Origin of the sequence: Clostridium intestinale (genome assembly GCF_035905475.1) — a bacterium.
GTDB lineage: Bacteria > Bacillota > Clostridia > Clostridiales > Clostridiaceae > Clostridium_T > Clostridium_T intestinale.
This window is the reverse complement of the sequence record NZ_CP121166.1, coordinates 3,426,694-3,444,096: the sequence shown is the minus strand read 5'-3', so window position 1 is coordinate 3,444,096 and position 17,403 is coordinate 3,426,694. Positions and strand designations below refer to the sequence as shown.

The 17,403-nt window shown below is 30.2% G+C and carries 15 protein-coding genes and 1 other annotated feature; of the genes, 11 read left to right on the top strand and 4 right to left on the bottom strand.

The genetic code is table 11. From position 1 onward, the window contains the following. Nucleotides 1-6: 6 nt before the first annotated feature. The 4 genes from P8F83_RS17670 (at nucleotide 7) to P8F83_RS17655 (ending at nucleotide 4,781) form a co-directional block, all read left to right on the top strand. On the top strand, nucleotides 7-1,221 hold the full coding sequence (locus P8F83_RS17670; RefSeq protein WP_326512092.1) for a methyltransferase domain-containing protein: 1,215 nt from the start codon (nucleotides 7-9) through the stop codon (nucleotides 1,219-1,221). A 117-nt stretch (nucleotides 1,222-1,338) separates the two neighbouring features. Further along, nucleotides 1,339-2,607, top strand: coding sequence for an MFS transporter (locus P8F83_RS17665; protein ID WP_326512091.1), 1,269 nt, complete (start codon nucleotides 1,339-1,341; stop codon nucleotides 2,605-2,607). Nucleotides 2,608-2,662: 55 nt separating this feature from the next. After that, a complete protein-coding gene (locus tag P8F83_RS17660; protein ID WP_021804160.1) occupies nucleotides 2,663-2,869 on the top strand; it encodes a heavy-metal-associated domain-containing protein in 207 nt (68 codons plus the stop codon). Nucleotides 2,870-3,143: 274 nt separating this feature from the next. Continuing rightward, nucleotides 3,144-4,781, top strand: a complete 1,638-nt coding sequence (locus tag P8F83_RS17655) for a sensor histidine kinase (protein ID WP_326512090.1) — start codon at nucleotides 3,144-3,146, stop codon at nucleotides 4,779-4,781. A 38-nt stretch (nucleotides 4,782-4,819) separates the two neighbouring features. Here P8F83_RS17655 and P8F83_RS17650 read toward each other — a convergent pair whose 3' ends face one another. The 4 genes from P8F83_RS17650 to gloA2 form a co-directional block, all read right to left on the bottom strand. Next, the gene (locus P8F83_RS17650; protein ID WP_326512089.1) at nucleotides 4,820-6,112 is read right to left on the bottom strand and encodes an NCS2 family permease; all 1,293 of its coding nucleotides are present in this window, start codon (nucleotides 6,110-6,112) and stop codon (nucleotides 4,820-4,822) included. Between the two features lie 168 nt (nucleotides 6,113-6,280). Further along, the gene (gene ilvN / locus P8F83_RS17645) at nucleotides 6,281-6,616 is read right to left on the bottom strand and encodes an acetolactate synthase small subunit (RefSeq protein ID WP_326512088.1); all 336 of its coding nucleotides are present in this window, start codon (nucleotides 6,614-6,616) and stop codon (nucleotides 6,281-6,283) included. Next, on the bottom strand, nucleotides 6,606-8,282 hold the full coding sequence (gene ilvB, locus P8F83_RS17640) for a biosynthetic-type acetolactate synthase large subunit (RefSeq protein ID WP_326512087.1): 1,677 nt from the start codon (nucleotides 8,280-8,282) through the stop codon (nucleotides 6,606-6,608). The genes ilvN and ilvB overlap by 11 nt, the downstream gene beginning before the upstream one ends. A gap of 53 nt (nucleotides 8,283-8,335) precedes the next feature. Then, nucleotides 8,336-8,593, bottom strand: a binding site (T-box leader). Between the two features lie 42 nt (nucleotides 8,594-8,635). Next, nucleotides 8,636-9,037, bottom strand: a complete 402-nt coding sequence (gene gloA2, locus P8F83_RS17635; protein WP_326512086.1) for an SMU1112c/YaeR family gloxylase I-like metalloprotein — start codon at nucleotides 9,035-9,037, stop codon at nucleotides 8,636-8,638. 133 nt (nucleotides 9,038-9,170) lie between these two features. Between gloA2 and P8F83_RS17630 the strand changes: the two genes are divergently transcribed. The 7 genes from P8F83_RS17630 (at nucleotide 9,171) to P8F83_RS17600 (ending at nucleotide 17,285) form a co-directional block, all read left to right on the top strand. Next, complete coding sequence (locus P8F83_RS17630; RefSeq protein ID WP_326512085.1) at nucleotides 9,171-10,214, top strand: FAD:protein FMN transferase; 1,044 nt, start codon at nucleotides 9,171-9,173, stop codon at nucleotides 10,212-10,214. 455 nt (nucleotides 10,215-10,669) lie between these two features. Continuing rightward, nucleotides 10,670-11,263, top strand: a complete 594-nt coding sequence (gene rpsD, locus P8F83_RS17625; RefSeq protein ID WP_326512084.1) for a 30S ribosomal protein S4 — start codon at nucleotides 10,670-10,672, stop codon at nucleotides 11,261-11,263. Nucleotides 11,264-11,456: 193 nt separating this feature from the next. After that, complete coding sequence (locus P8F83_RS17620) at nucleotides 11,457-12,167, top strand: tetratricopeptide repeat protein (protein ID WP_326512083.1); 711 nt, start codon at nucleotides 11,457-11,459, stop codon at nucleotides 12,165-12,167. A 397-nt stretch (nucleotides 12,168-12,564) separates the two neighbouring features. Continuing rightward, nucleotides 12,565-13,644, top strand: coding sequence for a BMP family lipoprotein (locus tag P8F83_RS17615; RefSeq protein ID WP_326512082.1), 1,080 nt, complete (start codon nucleotides 12,565-12,567; stop codon nucleotides 13,642-13,644). An 84-nt stretch (nucleotides 13,645-13,728) separates the two neighbouring features. Next, complete coding sequence (locus P8F83_RS17610; RefSeq protein WP_326512081.1) at nucleotides 13,729-15,270, top strand: ABC transporter ATP-binding protein; 1,542 nt, start codon at nucleotides 13,729-13,731, stop codon at nucleotides 15,268-15,270. Then, nucleotides 15,263-16,360, top strand: a complete 1,098-nt coding sequence (locus P8F83_RS17605; protein WP_315111831.1) for an ABC transporter permease — start codon at nucleotides 15,263-15,265, stop codon at nucleotides 16,358-16,360. The genes P8F83_RS17610 and P8F83_RS17605 overlap by 8 nt, the downstream gene beginning before the upstream one ends. Further along, complete coding sequence (locus P8F83_RS17600; RefSeq protein WP_326512079.1) at nucleotides 16,353-17,285, top strand: ABC transporter permease; 933 nt, start codon at nucleotides 16,353-16,355, stop codon at nucleotides 17,283-17,285. The genes P8F83_RS17605 and P8F83_RS17600 overlap by 8 nt, the downstream gene beginning before the upstream one ends. Nucleotides 17,286-17,403 lie beyond the last annotated feature (118 nt).

Here is a 17,403-nt window from a genome sequence, read left to right as displayed (position 1 = left end):
TTTAGGATGAAAATAGGGAAATTTTCAGAGATAAATAAGTTAAGTATAGATACTATTAGACATTACATGAACTTAGACTTGATATTGCCTAACAAAAATGGAACTCAATATGAGTTTGATGAAGCTTGTCAAAAGGATTTAGAAGATATACTCATATTTAAGTCTATGGGTTTTGAGCTAAAAGAAATTAAGTCTATATTCTACTATAAGAGGCTTGCAAGTTTAACTCAATATGAAGAAAATGAATACTATAAAGAAATATTTGAGAATAAATATGAAGAAATTGATTCTGAAATAGAGCTACTTTTGAAAAATAAAGCTGTGCTAGAAGAAAAAATATCTGAGATATCTAGCAAAAACACTATGGCTAAAAGAAAGATAGGTATTGATATAAAATTGCTATCTAATCTATGCTGTGCAAAGTGTAGGGGAGATCTTTCATTAGTTGATGGAAACATAGAAAATAACCAAGTCATCAATGGAAAGCTTAAATGTGATTGTGGAGAAGAATATCTAATAGACGACGGAATATTAATAGTAGATACAATTCAACAAGAATTTGAAGAGATTAAGCAAACAAGAATTATTGACTATATAAATAACACAAACTCTAATTATTTAGATAATATGTATAAAGGTCATGAAATATTATATAAAAATATAAACCTTGAGACATATGAAAATAGAACAATGTTGGAATTAGGTTCAGGTTTAGGATTTTTTTTAAGAAGAATGTATGAACATATTCCTTCTACATCTATTTATATAGCAGTAGATCATGATATAAATAGACATAGATTTTTAAAATCAGCTTTAGAAAAGGCAGATGAAAAGAAAAATATTGTTTTTATATGTTCAGATTTTTTAAATTTACCTATTAAAGAGAATCAAATAGATGTACTATTTGATATTTCTGGTAGTAGCAACTATGGTTTTGAACATGAGAATTTTTTGCTTAATTCTTTAGAGAGATATATCAAAGAGAAATCTGAACTAATAGGTTCTTATATAGTATTTAAAAATTTTAATAAAAACAGTGATGTTAAGGAGTGCTATAGAAAAAACTTTAGTAAAAGTTTCATTAAAGATAGTATTAACAGCCTTGGATATAAAAAGAGGAATGAATTTGTATCTGACTTAGTTGATGAAGGTGGAATATATGAACCTTACTTCCAAGAAGGAGAAAAAGTTTACTTCTATATATTTCATGGAAAAAGATAGTGTAGACCCAATGGTTTGCACTTTTTTTGTTTATAAACTTAAAAAATACCCTATTGATATGGTGTTAAGGCTACATTATATAATAAAAACATCAAAACAAAGGGGGAAATAATTAAGATGAAAAACAATAAACTTATTAAAATTTATATTGTTAATAGAGTTTTCCATTGGCTCATAATGGGATTAACTATACCAGTAATTACAATGATTCTTTTAGATAAAGGTCTGGATTTTTTAGAAGTAGGACTATTAATCTCTATTCAATCTGCTATGGTAATCATAATGGAACTGCCTTCGGGAGCTATGTCAGATGCTATAGGTAGGAAACGTGTATATATGATAGCAATGACAGCTTCACTAATATGTGGTTTTCTATTTATGTTTGTAAGCGGATTTGCGTTGTTAGCTTTAGTTGCCGCAATTAATGGAGTTGTTCAGGCATTGTCTTCAGGGACAATAGATGCTTGGTTTGTAGATGAATTTAAAGAAAAATATCCTGATGAAAATCTACAAAAGGCATTATCTATAGTTCAAATCTTCACCTTTATATTTTTAGCTCTAAGTTCTATCGTTGGAGGAATATTACCTATGACTTTAGGTAGTATAGTCAATACAAAATGGGGGTTAAGTATATACGCAGGGAATTTTATTGTTCAAATATTACTACTACTAATCCATATACTACTCACAATAGTATTAATAAAAGAAAATGAATATGAAAATAGAAAACAAGATATTTTAAAAAGCTTTAAAACATTTCCTATTATATTAAAAAACTCAGTAAAGGAGGGCGTGAAAAATAAATATATATTTTTACTATTACTAACCGCCGTTGCCTGGGGAATAGGTTTTTCAGGACTAGAAGCTTTTTGGCAACCGAAGGTAAAAACTATTGTAGGTTTAGAGAGTGGTGACTTAATATTAGGGGTTTTAAGTAGCGGATATTTTCTAGCGGGAGCTTTAGGAAGCTATGCATCCAGTCATATATGTAAACTTGTAGATAACAATCTAGCAAAGCTTCTTATAATACTAAGAAGTATTTTAGGAATATTATTTATAATTTTGGCATTTCAAAATAATATTATAGGATTTGCCATAGGTTATTTGGTTCTTTATTCAGTGAATGGAATGTCAGAATCTCCTTATTATACGCTCTTTAATAATGAAGTCAAAAGTGACAATAGAGCAACGCTATTATCTTTAGAATCACTATTTATGAAGTTTGGAGGAATGGTAGGTTCTATAGGTATAGGATATATTTCGAGACAATATTCAATATCAATTGGATGGACATTAAGTGGAGTAGTATTATTTATATCAAGTTTAGCATTTTTAAAATTATATAAACTAGAAAAAGAAAAAGTTAACAATAATATACTAGGATAAAAGAAGTTTTTTCTATAATACTATAGATATCAGTATTATAGAAAGGAGAATAGTTATGAAAAAAGTTCACTATGATGTTTCAGGACTTGTAAACTCTGAGAGCAGAACTAAGCTTCGTAATTCTTTAGATAAAATAACTGGAGTTCAAGAAGTTGAAGTAGATATTAATAGAGGTACAGTAGAAGTAGAGTTTAATGAACCTGCAACTAGACAACAAATAAAAATATGTATAGAAAATACTGGATATGACATTAAAGGTTAAAACTATTACAATAAACTGCTTTAAAATAGATATAAGAGCTATTTTAAAGCAGTTTTTATATTTCTTAAATTAATTTAAGGATATAATTAAATTAATATGATAATTATGGTAATATTAGAATAGTTGATTTATTTAATACAATTTTTTACTAAATAGCTGTTATTGGTTTTTGATAAAATCAAATTTGTTTTAATTAAGGATAAAGCATTTTTATCTTAAGCAAGTTGAATGAAAAACATATATAGAACAATTTATGAGATAGGAGATGTTTATTTTGAATGGTATTTTAAAGGCTAGCAATACAAATTCTCCATATTTGATTACTTACCATAATAATATAATCGGATGTAATGGTTCTTTCGAAAAATTAACTGGCTATAATATGGATGAATTAATTGGGAACAGTATAGAGAGAGTAGCTGAAATGTTAGAGATTTATGAAGAATATGGTTGCAATGAGGTTAAATTAACAAGTAAAAATAACGAGTTAAAACAAATTGAAATTAGTAAAATTGAGTTGCCTAAGAATGAAATTATTTATTTTTTTAAGGAAATAAACAGTAACGAAGATAAAGCCGATAAAGATAAGTTAAATAGATTAACAGATATTATTAAAGACGTTTCGAAAGGGTTAGTTTTTTTAGATAGCAATAATAATATTACTTTTTTAAATAAGAAAGCAAAAGAGTTTTATAATAATTTTAAATCAATAAGCGAATCAGGAGAGTATTCAGATAGTATATATTACGAAGAGAAATTAAAACAACAAAGAGATAATTTCCTGAATTTGATTGATAATCTTCAGTTACCTATATGGAGAATATCTTATCCATACTATGAGGTAATAGGATATAATAAAACAGCATCAGAGTATTTAGTTAAGACTGGAATAACTCCAGAGGAGATACTAAAAGAACATCTGCTATTAATAGATGATATAAAAGACACAGGAAAAGCAGTGTTTATTAAAAATAGTGAAATAGTTAAAGGGAATAAAACTTACTATGAGAATATTATATATAATCCTATACTTAATGAAGAGGGCGAAATAGAAGAGATAATATTGGTATTAGTAGACGTTACCCCAGAGATAGCTAAGAAAAAGGAGTTAGAGAAGATATTAATTATGCAGAAGGATTTCTTTTCTTTTATATCCCATGAGTTTAGAACTCCACTTACGGTAATAACCTCAGCAATTCAGTTGATAAAAGCTATATGTAAAAATGAGTTAACACCCACTTCTATTAAATATATAAACAAGATAAATAAGTCAGCTTTGCAGCAATTAAGATTAGTTAATAACCTTTTAGATATAACTAAAGCTGATTCTGGCTATCTTAAACTCAATAGAACAAATCTAGATATCGTTTCAGTTACTAAAGTTATTTCTGAGTCTGTAAATTTATTTGCGGAGAAAAAGGATATAAAACTATCTTTTTCATCAGATTTTAATGAAAAAATAATAGCTCTCGATGACGAAAAATATGAAAGAATACTTCTAAATTTATTATCGAATGCCATTAAGTTTACTGAATCTGGTAAACAAATATATATAAAAATATATCAAAAAAAAGATAGGATTGTTTTAGAAGTTAGAGATGAAGGCGTAGGTATAGCGAAGGACAAACAAAAGATAATTTTTGATAGGTTTGGTCAAGCAGATAATAAGCTTACGAGAAATTCTGAGGGGACAGGAATAGGACTGTGCCTAGTTAAGTTATTAGTTAATGCATTAGGTGGAGATATAAATGTAATAAGTAAAGAAGGGGAAGGCAGTAGGTTTATTGTTTCACTTCCTGATATACAAACGGAAGAACAAAATGTAGACGTTGGAAATTTAATGGAGAATAGATTGGTAGAGACAATGAATGTTGAGTTTTCTAACATATACTTTGAGGAAAGTGCAGGTTAAAAATATGAAAGAAGCCATAAAGAATATGGCTTCTTTTATTAAATAACAAATTTTACTAAAAACAACATCGCTATTATACATGTAGCTATATGTAAATCTTTATGTTTGCCTGTAAATAATTTTATGACTACATAAGATATCATACCAAAAGCTATACCATCTGCTATGCTGTAAGTCATAGGAATCATGATTATAGTTATAAAAGCAGGGATTGCCTCTGAAAATTCAGCTAACTCTATTTCCTTTATAGGTTCAAGCATAAATAATCCTACAAGAACTAAAGCAGGTGCAGTTGCTGGAGATGGAATCATTAAAAATAATGGTGATAAAAATAGTGCAATGATGAACATAAATGCTGTTGATACAGCAGTAAGCCCTGTTCTACCACCTTCTGAAACTCCTGAAGCACTTTCAACATAAGCTGTTAAAGCACTAGTACCTAAACATCCACCTATTGTAGTACCTATAGCATCTGCAAGTAGGGCTTGTTTTGCTCTTGGAACATTTCCTTTTTCATCTAGCATATTTGCTTTAGTAGCAACACCAACGAGTGTTCCTATAGTATCAAACATATCCATAAATAATAATGTGAATAACACAATTACCATATCAAAACTAAATACGTGAGTCCATTCAAATTGCAAGAAAGTTGGTGCTAGTGATGGAGGCATACTTATAAAAGATGTTGGGATTTTTGTAATTCCCATAGGTATTCCTATTATTGTTGTAGCAAGGATACCTATCAATAAAGCGCCTTTAACATTTCTAGCAACTAATATTCCAGTTATAACAATTCCTAAAATAGCTAATTGAACAGATGGATCTTTTAAGTTACCAAGGGTTACTATTGTGCCACCATCTACGTGAGCAATTATATTGGAATTACTTAAACCTAATAGTGCTATAAATAGACCTATACCAACAGAAATTGCTTTCTTGATATTTAAAGGAAGACTAGTTATTATAGCTTCACGAATATTAAAAACAGTTAATAATATAAAAATAATACCTTCGATAAATACTGCAGTCATAGCAAATTGCCATGAGTATCCCATAGTTTTTACTACTGTAAAGGCTATAAAAGCATTAAGTCCCATACCTGGAGCAGCAGCAAATGGTAATTTTGCATAAACACCTATTAGTAAAGTTGCAATAATTGAGGATATAGCAGTAGCTGTAAATACAGCGCCAAAATCCATACCAGCTTGTGACAATACGCCTGGATTAACAACTAATATATATGCCATAGTCATAAAAGTAGTTATTCCAGCTAATACTTCAGTTTTAAAATTTGTTTTATTTTCTTTAAATTTGAAATAAGTTTCTAACATTTTTTAAGATCTCCTTTATAAAAATATCGAACAACTTTATCATATTATCAAATTACAAGAATATTATCAATAGTTTAATCTTAAAGGTACGTGTGTGTCGAAATATAAAAAAAGGTGGCTAGCCATTGAAAAATATGGCCTAGCTACCTAGTTGAAACTTTAATATTTTCACTCAATATTTAAAAATCTTTCAGGATTTCTAAAAATACTCTCATCATAGTCTTCATAAACCTCAATATCTAATACATCATGAAGTTTTCTTACCTGCTTAATTATCTGTTCTAAAAATGTATCATTTTTCACTAATAGATACATCTTGCTCTTAGAACCATCACCAATAGAGCCACACAATATTCCTTCTAGGTTAAATGCACGTCTTGAAAATAAGCCAGTTATATGAGACATAACTCCAGGATGATTATTAACTAACAATTCTATAACAATGTGATTATTATTATTGTGTAGGGATTCAATATCATTATTATCATTATTATTATTGTGCATAATTTTCACCTCCAACCATTTTGTCAATTGATTCTCCTGGTGGAACCATAGGATATACATTTGAAGTTGGGTCAATTGGTATATTTATTAAATAAGGACCTGTTTCTAACAATACTTCTTTGAGTTTACCCCTAGGGTTATCTTCTTTACTTAAGTCACAAGAATTTATTCCAAACCCCTTAGATATTAAAGTAAAATCAGGATTAGATATAAATTTAGAGGCAATATAATGTTCTTTATAAAAAAGTTGTTGCTGTTGTTTTACTAAACCTAATCTTCCATTATTAAGGATTATTATTTTAACATTTAGATTTAAGTCTTTTAAGGTAGCTAACTCCTGAATATTCATAAGTATTGAGCCGTCTCCAGAGAAGCAGATAACTTCTTTGTCATCATTAGCTAAAGCAGCACCTATAGCAGCTGGTAACCCAAACCCCATGGTACCTAACCCACCAGAAGTAAGCAAGGTGTTTGGTTTGTTAAAAGGATAAGTTTGAGCTACCCACATCTGATGTTGACCTACATCAGTGGATATTATAGCCTCTTTAGCTACTACTGATGAAACATATTTTATTATATTCATGGGATGAAATATATCTTCTTTTTTTGGTAATACTAGTGGAAACTTAAGTTTAAAATCTTCAATGGTATTTAACCACTCTTCTCTTGAATTATTAGGTATAACAGTAGTTAAAGCCTTTATGAAAGAATTTATATCTCCTACTAAAGATAAATCAGCTTGTTTCAATTTATTTATTTCTGATTCATCAATATCGATGTGAATTATTTTAGCGTTAGGACAGAATTTAGTTACATTACCAACAGCTCTATCATCAAATCTTACACCTAAGGCTATTATTAAGTCGGCTTGATTTAACAACATATTGGTGTATCTAGCTCCGTGCATTCCAAGCATTCCAAGATAAAGAGGATCATCACAAGGAAAACACCCTAAGGCCATAAGCGTTGTGGTAACAGGTATTGAGTTTTTCTTTGAAAGCTCATATATTTCAGAGCAAGAATTTGAATTAGCAATACCTCCTCCTATATATAAAATAGGTTTTTTAGAAGCTTGAATTAAATCAACTGCTTCTGTAACACCATGGGTAGTAGCTTTGTCATCTGCTATTTTAACTTCTAAATCAGGAAAATAGTCAAATTCTATTACCTGAGTTTGAATATTTTTAGGTATATCAATAACTATAGGCCCTGGTCTTCCATCCTTAGCAAGTCTGAAGGCCTCTGGTATTATAGAAAATAGTTCATCAATAGATCTTATAAGAAAATTGTGTTTGGTTATAGGAATAGTTAAACCATAGGTATCAACCTCTTGAAATGAATCAGTTCCTATAGCAGAATAAGGAACCTGACCTGTTATTGCAATTATTGGTATAGAGTCTAGCTTTGCATCTGCTATAGCAGTTAATAAATTAGTAGCCCCTGGTCCAGAAGTAGCAAAACACACAGCAACTTCTCCTGTAGATCGTGTCATGCCCTGAGCTATAAATGCAGCTCCTTGCTCATGTCTTGCGAGTATATGCGTAATATTACTGTCATATAAAGCATCATATAGAGGAAGATTTGCTCCTCCGGGAATTCCTGCTATGGTTTTTATACCATGTAATTCTAAAAGTTTGATAGTTATTTGTGCCCCATTTAATTTCATATCAAAATCTCCTTTATAATAAAATAAAAAATCCCTTGTCCTAATTATTTAATAATAAGGACGAAGGATTATATCTCCGCGGTACCACCTTGATTTGTATATAAAAATACACACTTAATATAGTACAGGTTAATAAATCTATTACCGATACTACTTCCCTTTTAACAGTGGGACTCCGTTTAACTCTACTCTTTACATTTCCATTAACAACTCCGAGGCTACCTTCTATATATCCTTCATGGGAAATTTTCATCAACATTCCCTTTCTTTATTTCCAGAGTATATATACTCCTCCTCATCACAGTCTTTAATTATTTATATTTATTCTATTGTATAGTTTATAAAACAAGAAGTCAAGAATATTCAGACAATTTATTTTCATATAATTCAATAGGTAGTTTATCTGGATCACTAAAGAAGGTAAACCTTTTTCCTGTAAGCTCATCAATACGTATAGGTTCAACATCTATGTTATGGAATTTAAGTTCAGAAACAACCTCATCAATATTATCTACTTCAAATGCTAAATGTCTTAAACCCAAGGCTTCAGGATAACTTGGTCTATCAGGAGAGGTTTGAAAAGAAAATAGTTCTATTTGGCTATCACCAATTGACAAATCAAGCTTATAAGAATCACGAGCTTCCCTATAAACTTCTCGAATAACCTTAAGTCCTAATATTTCAGTATAAAACTTTTTAGAAACTTCATAATTTGAACATATTATAGCAATATGATGAATTTTTGTTAGAAGCATAATAAATCCTCCTCATGCCAAATTTAATATATTGTAACATATTAATTATAGATAACCAATTCTAAATTTGAATTGGTTGTGTTAAAATAACAAAAGATAAATAACTAAAGTTATTATTATACGGAGGAATAAAATGATTAAGAATAGAAAAACAAAGTCCTTTTTTATACTTGGATTAAGTTTAATTATGAGCTTGGGTTTAATATCTTGTGGTAATAAAAAAGCAGATTTTCAACCAATATCTAAAAGTGATATATTACTAGATACACCATGTAAGGTAACAATATATGATGATGTTCCAGAAACGGTACTAGATAAAGCCTTTGATGTATTAAAAGAAGTTGATAGCAGGATGAATGCTAGTAGCGAAACAAGTGAGATATCTGAGGTAAATAGAAATTCAGGAAAAGGGTATGTTAAGGTATCAGATGATACTTTTTATGTAATACAAAAAGGTAAGTCTTATGGTGAGCTTACGAAAGGCGTATTTGATATAAGCATAGGACCATTAGTAAAGCTTTGGGGAATCAATACAGATCATGCAAGGGTACCTGCAAAGTTAGAGATTGATGGTAAGCGTCCGCTAGTAAATTATGAAAATGTATTATTAAAAGAAGATACAAAAGAAGTTATGCTTAAAAATCCTGGAATGGAATTAGATCTTGGAGGAATAGCTAAAGGTTATGCTGCAGATGCTGTTGCAGAAACTTTAAGAGCCAATGGAGTAGAACATGCAATAATAGATTTAGGTGGAAACATATTAACACTTGGGTCAAAGGTGAACGGTGATAACTGGAAGATAGGAATACAAAATCCTAATACCGAAAGAGGTCAATACCTAGCAACTATAGAAGTTGTTAACAAAACAATAGTTACATCTGGTATTTATGAAAGATATTTTGAACAAGATGGAAAAAGATATCATCATATTTTAGATACTTCAACAGGATATCCAGTAGATAATAATTTAGCTAGCGTTACAATAGTTACAGATAAGTCGATAGATGGAGATGCTTTGGCAAAATCCTTCTGTATGGGAATAGATAAAGGTAAGGAATTTGTTAAATCACAAGGAGCTGAAGCTATTTTCGTAACTAAAGACTCAAAGGTATACTTAACAGATGGATTAAAAGGCAATTTTAAACTTAATGATAAGAGTTTTACATTAGAAGATTAAATATTAATTAAGGTTATCGAGAAAAGATTTAAATAATCAGCTTCTCGATAACTTTTTTTAGGAGAAAAACTTCTGAATAAGTTGTTTATAAGTCTTCTCCTCAAATCTCATTAAAATCATTTTGTTAGTAATTATGTTTATTAAGAAGTTAAGCCCATTAGCACTGTGGAAGCGTATCTCAGCTTCATTAAAGTCATGTTAATGGATTATTATGTTTATTAAGAAGTTAAGTACTTAAATAGAAAAGTAGAAAAGTAGTTAAATTTATAAAATTTAGAATTACTTTATATCAGTACTTTTTTAATAAAAGTAGCCTGGATGAGTAAGATAAAGAAATCTGAGGATAATGAAAGCTAATTTAACAAACAGAAGCAAAAAGATATTGATATTCATTATCAATATGTAAATTAGTGTGATAAAATAGCTACATATCAAATATATTCTTGGAGGTAACTATGGCAAAAATGATGGGACCTCGTTTTAAAACTTGTAGGAGACTAGGCTTAAACGTAATCGGTCATCCTAAAGCAATGAAGCGAGCAACAAAAGGTACAGGAAGAGCTGACAAAAAGCTCTCAGACTATGGGGTTCAATTACTTGAGAAACAAAGATTAAGAGCCTATTATGGAGTAATGGAAAAACAATTTGCTAGATATGTTAATGAAGCATTCTCTAGTAAAGGAGTTCCAGGTGAAACACTTTTATTTATTCTTGAATCAAGATTAGATAATATGGTTTATAGAATGGGATTTGCGAACTCCATAAGGCAAGCAAGACAAATGGTTAATCATGGTCATTTTCTTGTGAATGGAAACAAAGTTGATATACCATCTTACAGATTAAGCCCTGGAGATGAAGTTGTATTAAGAGAAAAATCTAGAAAAACAGAAATGTTCACAGATATATTTAGTAGTAATATATTAAATTCATATCCATACATTTCTAAGGAAGAAGAAAACTTCAAAGGAGTTTTTCTAAGACTTCCAAGCAGAACTGAACTTCCAATAGTTATCAACGAACAACTTATAGTTGAATTCTATTCTAAGTAATATATTTTTATTGGCAACTAAGAATATATTATTTAGATAACAGTATATCTTGCTAGTTAAGAAACCTCCAAACCTATATTTAGTATACTACACTCAAAGACTTGGTTATGCAGAAACCGAGTCTCTTCTTTTTTTATAAGGTAAATGATAAAATAATTATGTGAATAAATTATAGATAGATTTTGGAGGAAGTATGTTTAGAATAAATCTGCCGGGAAATAAAAAGGTAAAAATGGTAATATTACTTGTTTTAATACTAATAGCTGTAGGAGTGTTAGTGAATCAAAGCATTGAAAATAAAAAGTTAATAAAAGAACAACAAGAAATCAAAGAACAGGTTGAAAAAGAAGAAAAGGAAAAGCAAGAAAAAATTCAAAAAGAAGAAGAGGAAAAGCTTGCAAAAGAAAAGGAACAAGAACAGAAGTTAGAAGAAAAAGTTCAAAAAGCTAAGGATGAATTTTTTTCTAAAAATTATAAGAATGCTATAGAGATAGCCACTGAAGTTATAAATGAAAATCCAAAGATGTATTCTGCCTATAATATAAGAGGGATAACAAAGGCTTATAATGGAAGCTTTGATGATGGTATGAAAGATATAGATAAAGCTTTAGAGATAAAACCTGACTTTGGGTATGCTAGATTTAATAAGGCTTTAAATTATGAGTTGTATGAGCGTTTTGAAGAAGCATTGGTGTGGTACGATAAAGCACTTGAAGTTGAACAAGGGGCTTGGACTTACTACGGGATAGCTAGTATTTATGGAAGAAGAGGGGATGTAGAAAATACTGTTTTATATCTAAGCAAAGCCATAGAAGTAGATAAGGCTGTTATAGAATATGCTAAGACAGAACATGATTTTAATCCAGTAAGAAATTCTGAAAAATTTAATGAACTTATAAAGTAAAATAGTTGTGAAAAATTTAATAAATTTGGAATAAATAATTATTAAATTTTAGGGTATAAATATTAATGGATAAATGAAATTTATATAAAAAAATCTAAAAATTTTTTTAAAAAAATGTAGTTTTTTAAAGAATTATTAAAATAATAAAAAGACGTACGTAAATAGCCTATTATATTAATAATAATTGCTTTATGTTAAGATTTAATTAATTTTCATATGAAAATATATGTGAAAACCTACGTATTTTATTAAAAAATACGAACATTAGGATTGAAGTGTACAAATTTTTTAAATAAAAATTAAAATTAATGGTAATTTACAATAAATTATCATTGACTACAACCAATTACTGTAATATATTTAAGGCGTAAGCGATAACACATTGGAGGTATGGAATATGAATAAAAAACTAATTTCTTCCATTTCAGCGTTAGTTGTAGCGACTACATTATTTGCAGGCTGCGCTAAAACAGATAATGGAGCTGCTAAAGGTGGAGACACTAAAACTATTAAAGTAGGTTTAACAACAGATGAAGGTGGTTTAAACGATAAATCCTTCAACCAATCAGCTGATACAGGTATAAAGAAAGCTGTTGATGAATTTAAGGTTGGATATAAACCAATAGAAGCTAAAACAAAAGATGACTATGAATCAAATCTTGATGCTCTAGTAGCAGATGGATCAGACATAGTATTTGCAATTGGATATCAAATGGAGCAAGCAATGACAGCTGTTGCAGATAAGTATCCAGATACAAAATTTGCTATAATTGATACAGTTGTTGATAAGAAAAACGTTGTTTCTTATAACTTTAAGGAACAAGAAGGATCTTTCTTAATGGGAGTAATCGCAGGAAAGATGACTAAAACAAATAAAATAGGATTTATAGGCGGAAAAGACCAAGTTCTTATAAATAGATTCGAAGTTGGTTTTGCAGCTGGAGTTGAATCTGTTAATCCAGCTGCTGCTGCTGAATTAAAGAACAGAGGAACTGTAGTTTATGCTGAAAGTTTTGGAGATACTACGTTAGGTAAAGAAGCTGCTAAAAACCTTATGAACAAAGGTTGCGATGTTATATATCATGCAGCAGGTGGTGTTGGAGTAGGAATGTTCCAAGCAATCCAAGAAGCAAAAAATGCAGGTAAAGAAGTTTGGGGAATCGGAGTTGACATGGATCAAGCTAAGACTCTTCCAGAGTATGCAAACATAATACTTTCTTCAATGATTAAGAGAGTTGATACAGCAACTTATGAAGGTACTAAGAGTGTTGTAGATGGTAATTTCAAAGGTGGCACTAGTGTTAGCTTAGGAATTAAAGAAGGAGCTATTGATATAGCTGAAACTTCAAGCAAAAACACTCCTAAAGATGTTTTAGATTTAGTTGAAAAATATAAAACAGCTATAAAAGATGGAAAAATAACTGTTCCTTCTACATTAGAGGAATTAAAGAGTTTCAAACCAGTAGAAGTTAAATAATTGGTTTATTTTGTAAGAGCTAGATAAGCGGTTGTCTAGCTCTTATGAGCCTCAAAAAGTTTTTATGAATGGGAGAGATTTAAATTGGCAAAAGTGGTAGAGATGAAAAACATTACTAAGATATTCCCAGGTACCGTTGCAAATGATAGTGTTAATTTTGATTTAAATAAGGGCGAAACTCATGTGTTATTGGGAGAGAATGGTGCAGGAAAAACCACTTTAATGAACATTTTATATGGCCTTTATCAACAAGAAAAAGGTGATATTTATGTCAATGGGAATGCTGTAAAAATAAACAACCCTAATGATGCAATAAGCTTAGGTATAGGTATGGTACATCAGCATTTCATGCTTGTTAATAATTTTACAGTTGCAGAAAATATAGTTTTAGGAACTGAACCTAAAAAAGGCTTGAAAATAGATATGAATAAAGCCATAGAAGACGTTAAGGAAGTTTCTAAAAAATATGGATTTAAGATAAATCCTAATGATGTTATAGAAGATATAACTGTTGGTCAACAGCAAAAAGTTGAAATAATAAAAGCTCTTTATAGAGGAGCTGAAATACTAATATTAGATGAGCCTACAGCAGTGCTAACTCCACAGGAAATAGAGGAGTTAGGTGTTATTATAGATAATTTAAAGAAGCAAGGGAAATCAGTAATACTTATAACTCATAAACTTAAAGAAGTTATGAGCATGAGTGATAGGGTAACTATAATAAGAAGAGGAAAAGTTACTGGTACTGTTAATACAAAAGAAACTAATATAGATGAACTTGCAGAATTAATGGTTGGAAGAAAAGTAAATTTGGTAGTTGAAAAGAAAAAAGCAGAAGCAGGAAAAGAGATTTTTAACGTAAAAGATTTAAAAGTTAACGATCATAGAGGAGTACCTGCAGTTAAAAGTTTAAGTTTAAGCGTACGTGCAGGAGAAGTTGTTGGTGTAGCTGGAGTTGATGGAAATGGACAGTCTGAATTTATAGAAGCTGTTACAGGGTTAAGAAAGGCAACATCAGGTAGCGTTTTAGTTAATGGAAAAGATATATTTAATAAAAATGCTAAAGTAATTATGGAAGCAGGCGTAGGTCATGTTCCAGAAGATAGACATAAAAGGGGACTAATACTAAAATATTCATTATTCGAGAATTCAATATTAGGACTTCATACAAAAGCACCTTTTTCTAAGGGTATTGTTATGGATTATCCAGAAGTTAAAAAACATTCTAGAAAATTAATTGAGGAATTTGATGTTAGAACACCTAATGAAGAAGTTACAGCTGCATCATTATCTGGTGGAAATCAACAAAAATTAATAGTTGCTAGAGAAATATCTAAAGAACCAGATCTATTAATTGTATGTCAGCCTACAAGAGGTCTAGATGTTGGTGCAATAGAATACATACACAAGAGAATAATTCAAGAAAGAGATAACGGAAAAGCTGTTCTTTTAGTTTCTTTAGAATTAGATGAAATATTATCACTTTCCGATAGAATAGCTGTAATGTACGATGGACATATAGTAGATGTGTTAGATAGAGAAGATGCCACAGAACAGAAGCTAGGGGTACTTATGGCAGGTGGTAGTTTAAAGGATAATGAGAAAGAGGTGGAAACTCTTGAGTAATAAATCAGATAATCAAAATAAAATATTTCAATTTATAAAACCTGTACTTTTCCCTCTTTTTGCTATAGTAGTATCTATGTTTGTGGCTACTCTGTTTGTAATGTGGGCAAAGGGATATTCTATATTAAACTATTTTCAAGCATTTACTGATTTATTCGGAACTGTTTGGAAAGGTAGTTTCGGAAGTCAGATGAATACATTAAATACAATATTTTATCTTACTCCTTTAGTTTTTACAGGGGTAGCAAATGCAGTTGCATTTAAAACAGGACTATTTAATATAGGGGTAGAAGGACAATTCTTAGTAGGGATGCTAGCAGCAGCTTTAGTAGGAGTAATTCCAGGATTGCCTGCAATCATACATGTACCTTTAGTAATATTAGCTGGTATTTTAGGTGGAGCCATATGGGGATCTGTGCCTGGATTCTTAAAAGCTAAAATTGGAACTAATGAAGTAATTAATTCAATTATGATGAACTATATAGGCCTTTATCTTGTTAACTTTGTTATACTTAGAACTCCTTTTGGTGTTCCAGGAAAAAACTCATCACCACTAATTCAAGATAGTGCAAAAATAGCTAGATTTGTTGACAAATATCAAGCTAATTTCGGTATAATAATTGGTATTGTAGTGGCTATATTTATAACTTGGTTTTTATGGAAAACAACTACTGGATATGAATTAAGAGCTGTTGGTTTAAATCCATCAGGCGCTGAATATGGCGGAATAAATATATCTAAGAACATGGTGTTAGCTATGGTTATTTCAGGAGCTATAGCTGGACTTGGAGGAGCTACTCATTTGGCTGGTGGAAAGTATTATATGGATGACTTTAGTGTGCTTCCTGGATATGGATTCACAGGAATGGCAGTAGCACTACTTGCAAAGAGTAATCCTATAGGTTGTATATTTGCAGCAGTTTTATTTGGAGCTCTTGATGCTAGTTCAAAAACACTTCAATTAAATGGTATTCCAAAAGAAATAGTTTATTTAATACAAGCAATAGTAATAATATTTGTTGCTACAGATTATATAGTTAAATATTATTCAGAAAAGAAAAAGAAGAAGGAGGCAATGACAAATGGCTAGTGTTAATGTTGTTTTAGAACTTTTAGCCTCCACTTTAGCGTTAGGAACTCCACTTATATTTGCTGGACTCGGAGGAGTTTTTTCAGAAAAATCTGGAGTTGTTAACATAGGACTTGAAGGTATGATGATAATAGGAGCTTTTTTTGGTGTATATGGTTCCCATATTACTGGAAACGCACTTGTAGGTGTTGTAATTGCTGTTATAGCAGGTGGCATTGTTGCTCTGATTCATGCGTTTTTAAGTATAACTTTAAAAGCAGATCAGGTTATTTCAGGTACAGCTATAAATTTATTTTCTCAGGCATTAGCAGCATTTTTAATATTTAAGTTGTTTGGCAAAGGTGGTCAAACAGAGTCTGTTAATGGACTAATATACCAAGTCTCTTCCACGGTTAGAGACATACCTATAATAGGAAAGTTTATATCTGAGTTAAACTGGTTTGTTTATTTAGCTATAATTGCAGTTATAGCAACTCATTTTATAATGTATAAAACTCCATGGGGATTAAGAATAAGATCTGTTGGAGAACATCCACAAGCAGCTGATACTTTAGGTATAAATGTATTTAAAGTTAGATATATATGTGTAATGATATCTGGTATGTTAGCAGGTTTAGGAGGAGCAGCTTTATCCTTAGGAAGTACTCCTTTATATAGAGATGGAATGGTTGCAGGAAGAGGGTTTATAGCATTAGCAGCTTTAATCTTTGGTAACTGGAAACCTGTTGGAACTCTATGGGCATGTTTACTATTCAGCTTTGCAAATGCATTACAACTAAAATCACAACTATTAGGATTAAATCTTCCTACTGAACTATACTCTGCTTTCCCATATGTATTAACAATGATAGCTTTAGCAGGATTTGTTGGTAAAACAAGAGCACCAGAAGCAAGTGGTGTTCCATATGAAAAAGGAAAGAGATAATATTTTGTAATTTAATCTGTGAAATAAGGCTTTTATTAGCTTTGTTTCACAGATTTTTTAATTTATAAGTTCAATATTTTAGAAATACTTTTGTTAAAAAATATTTTTAAAAATATTT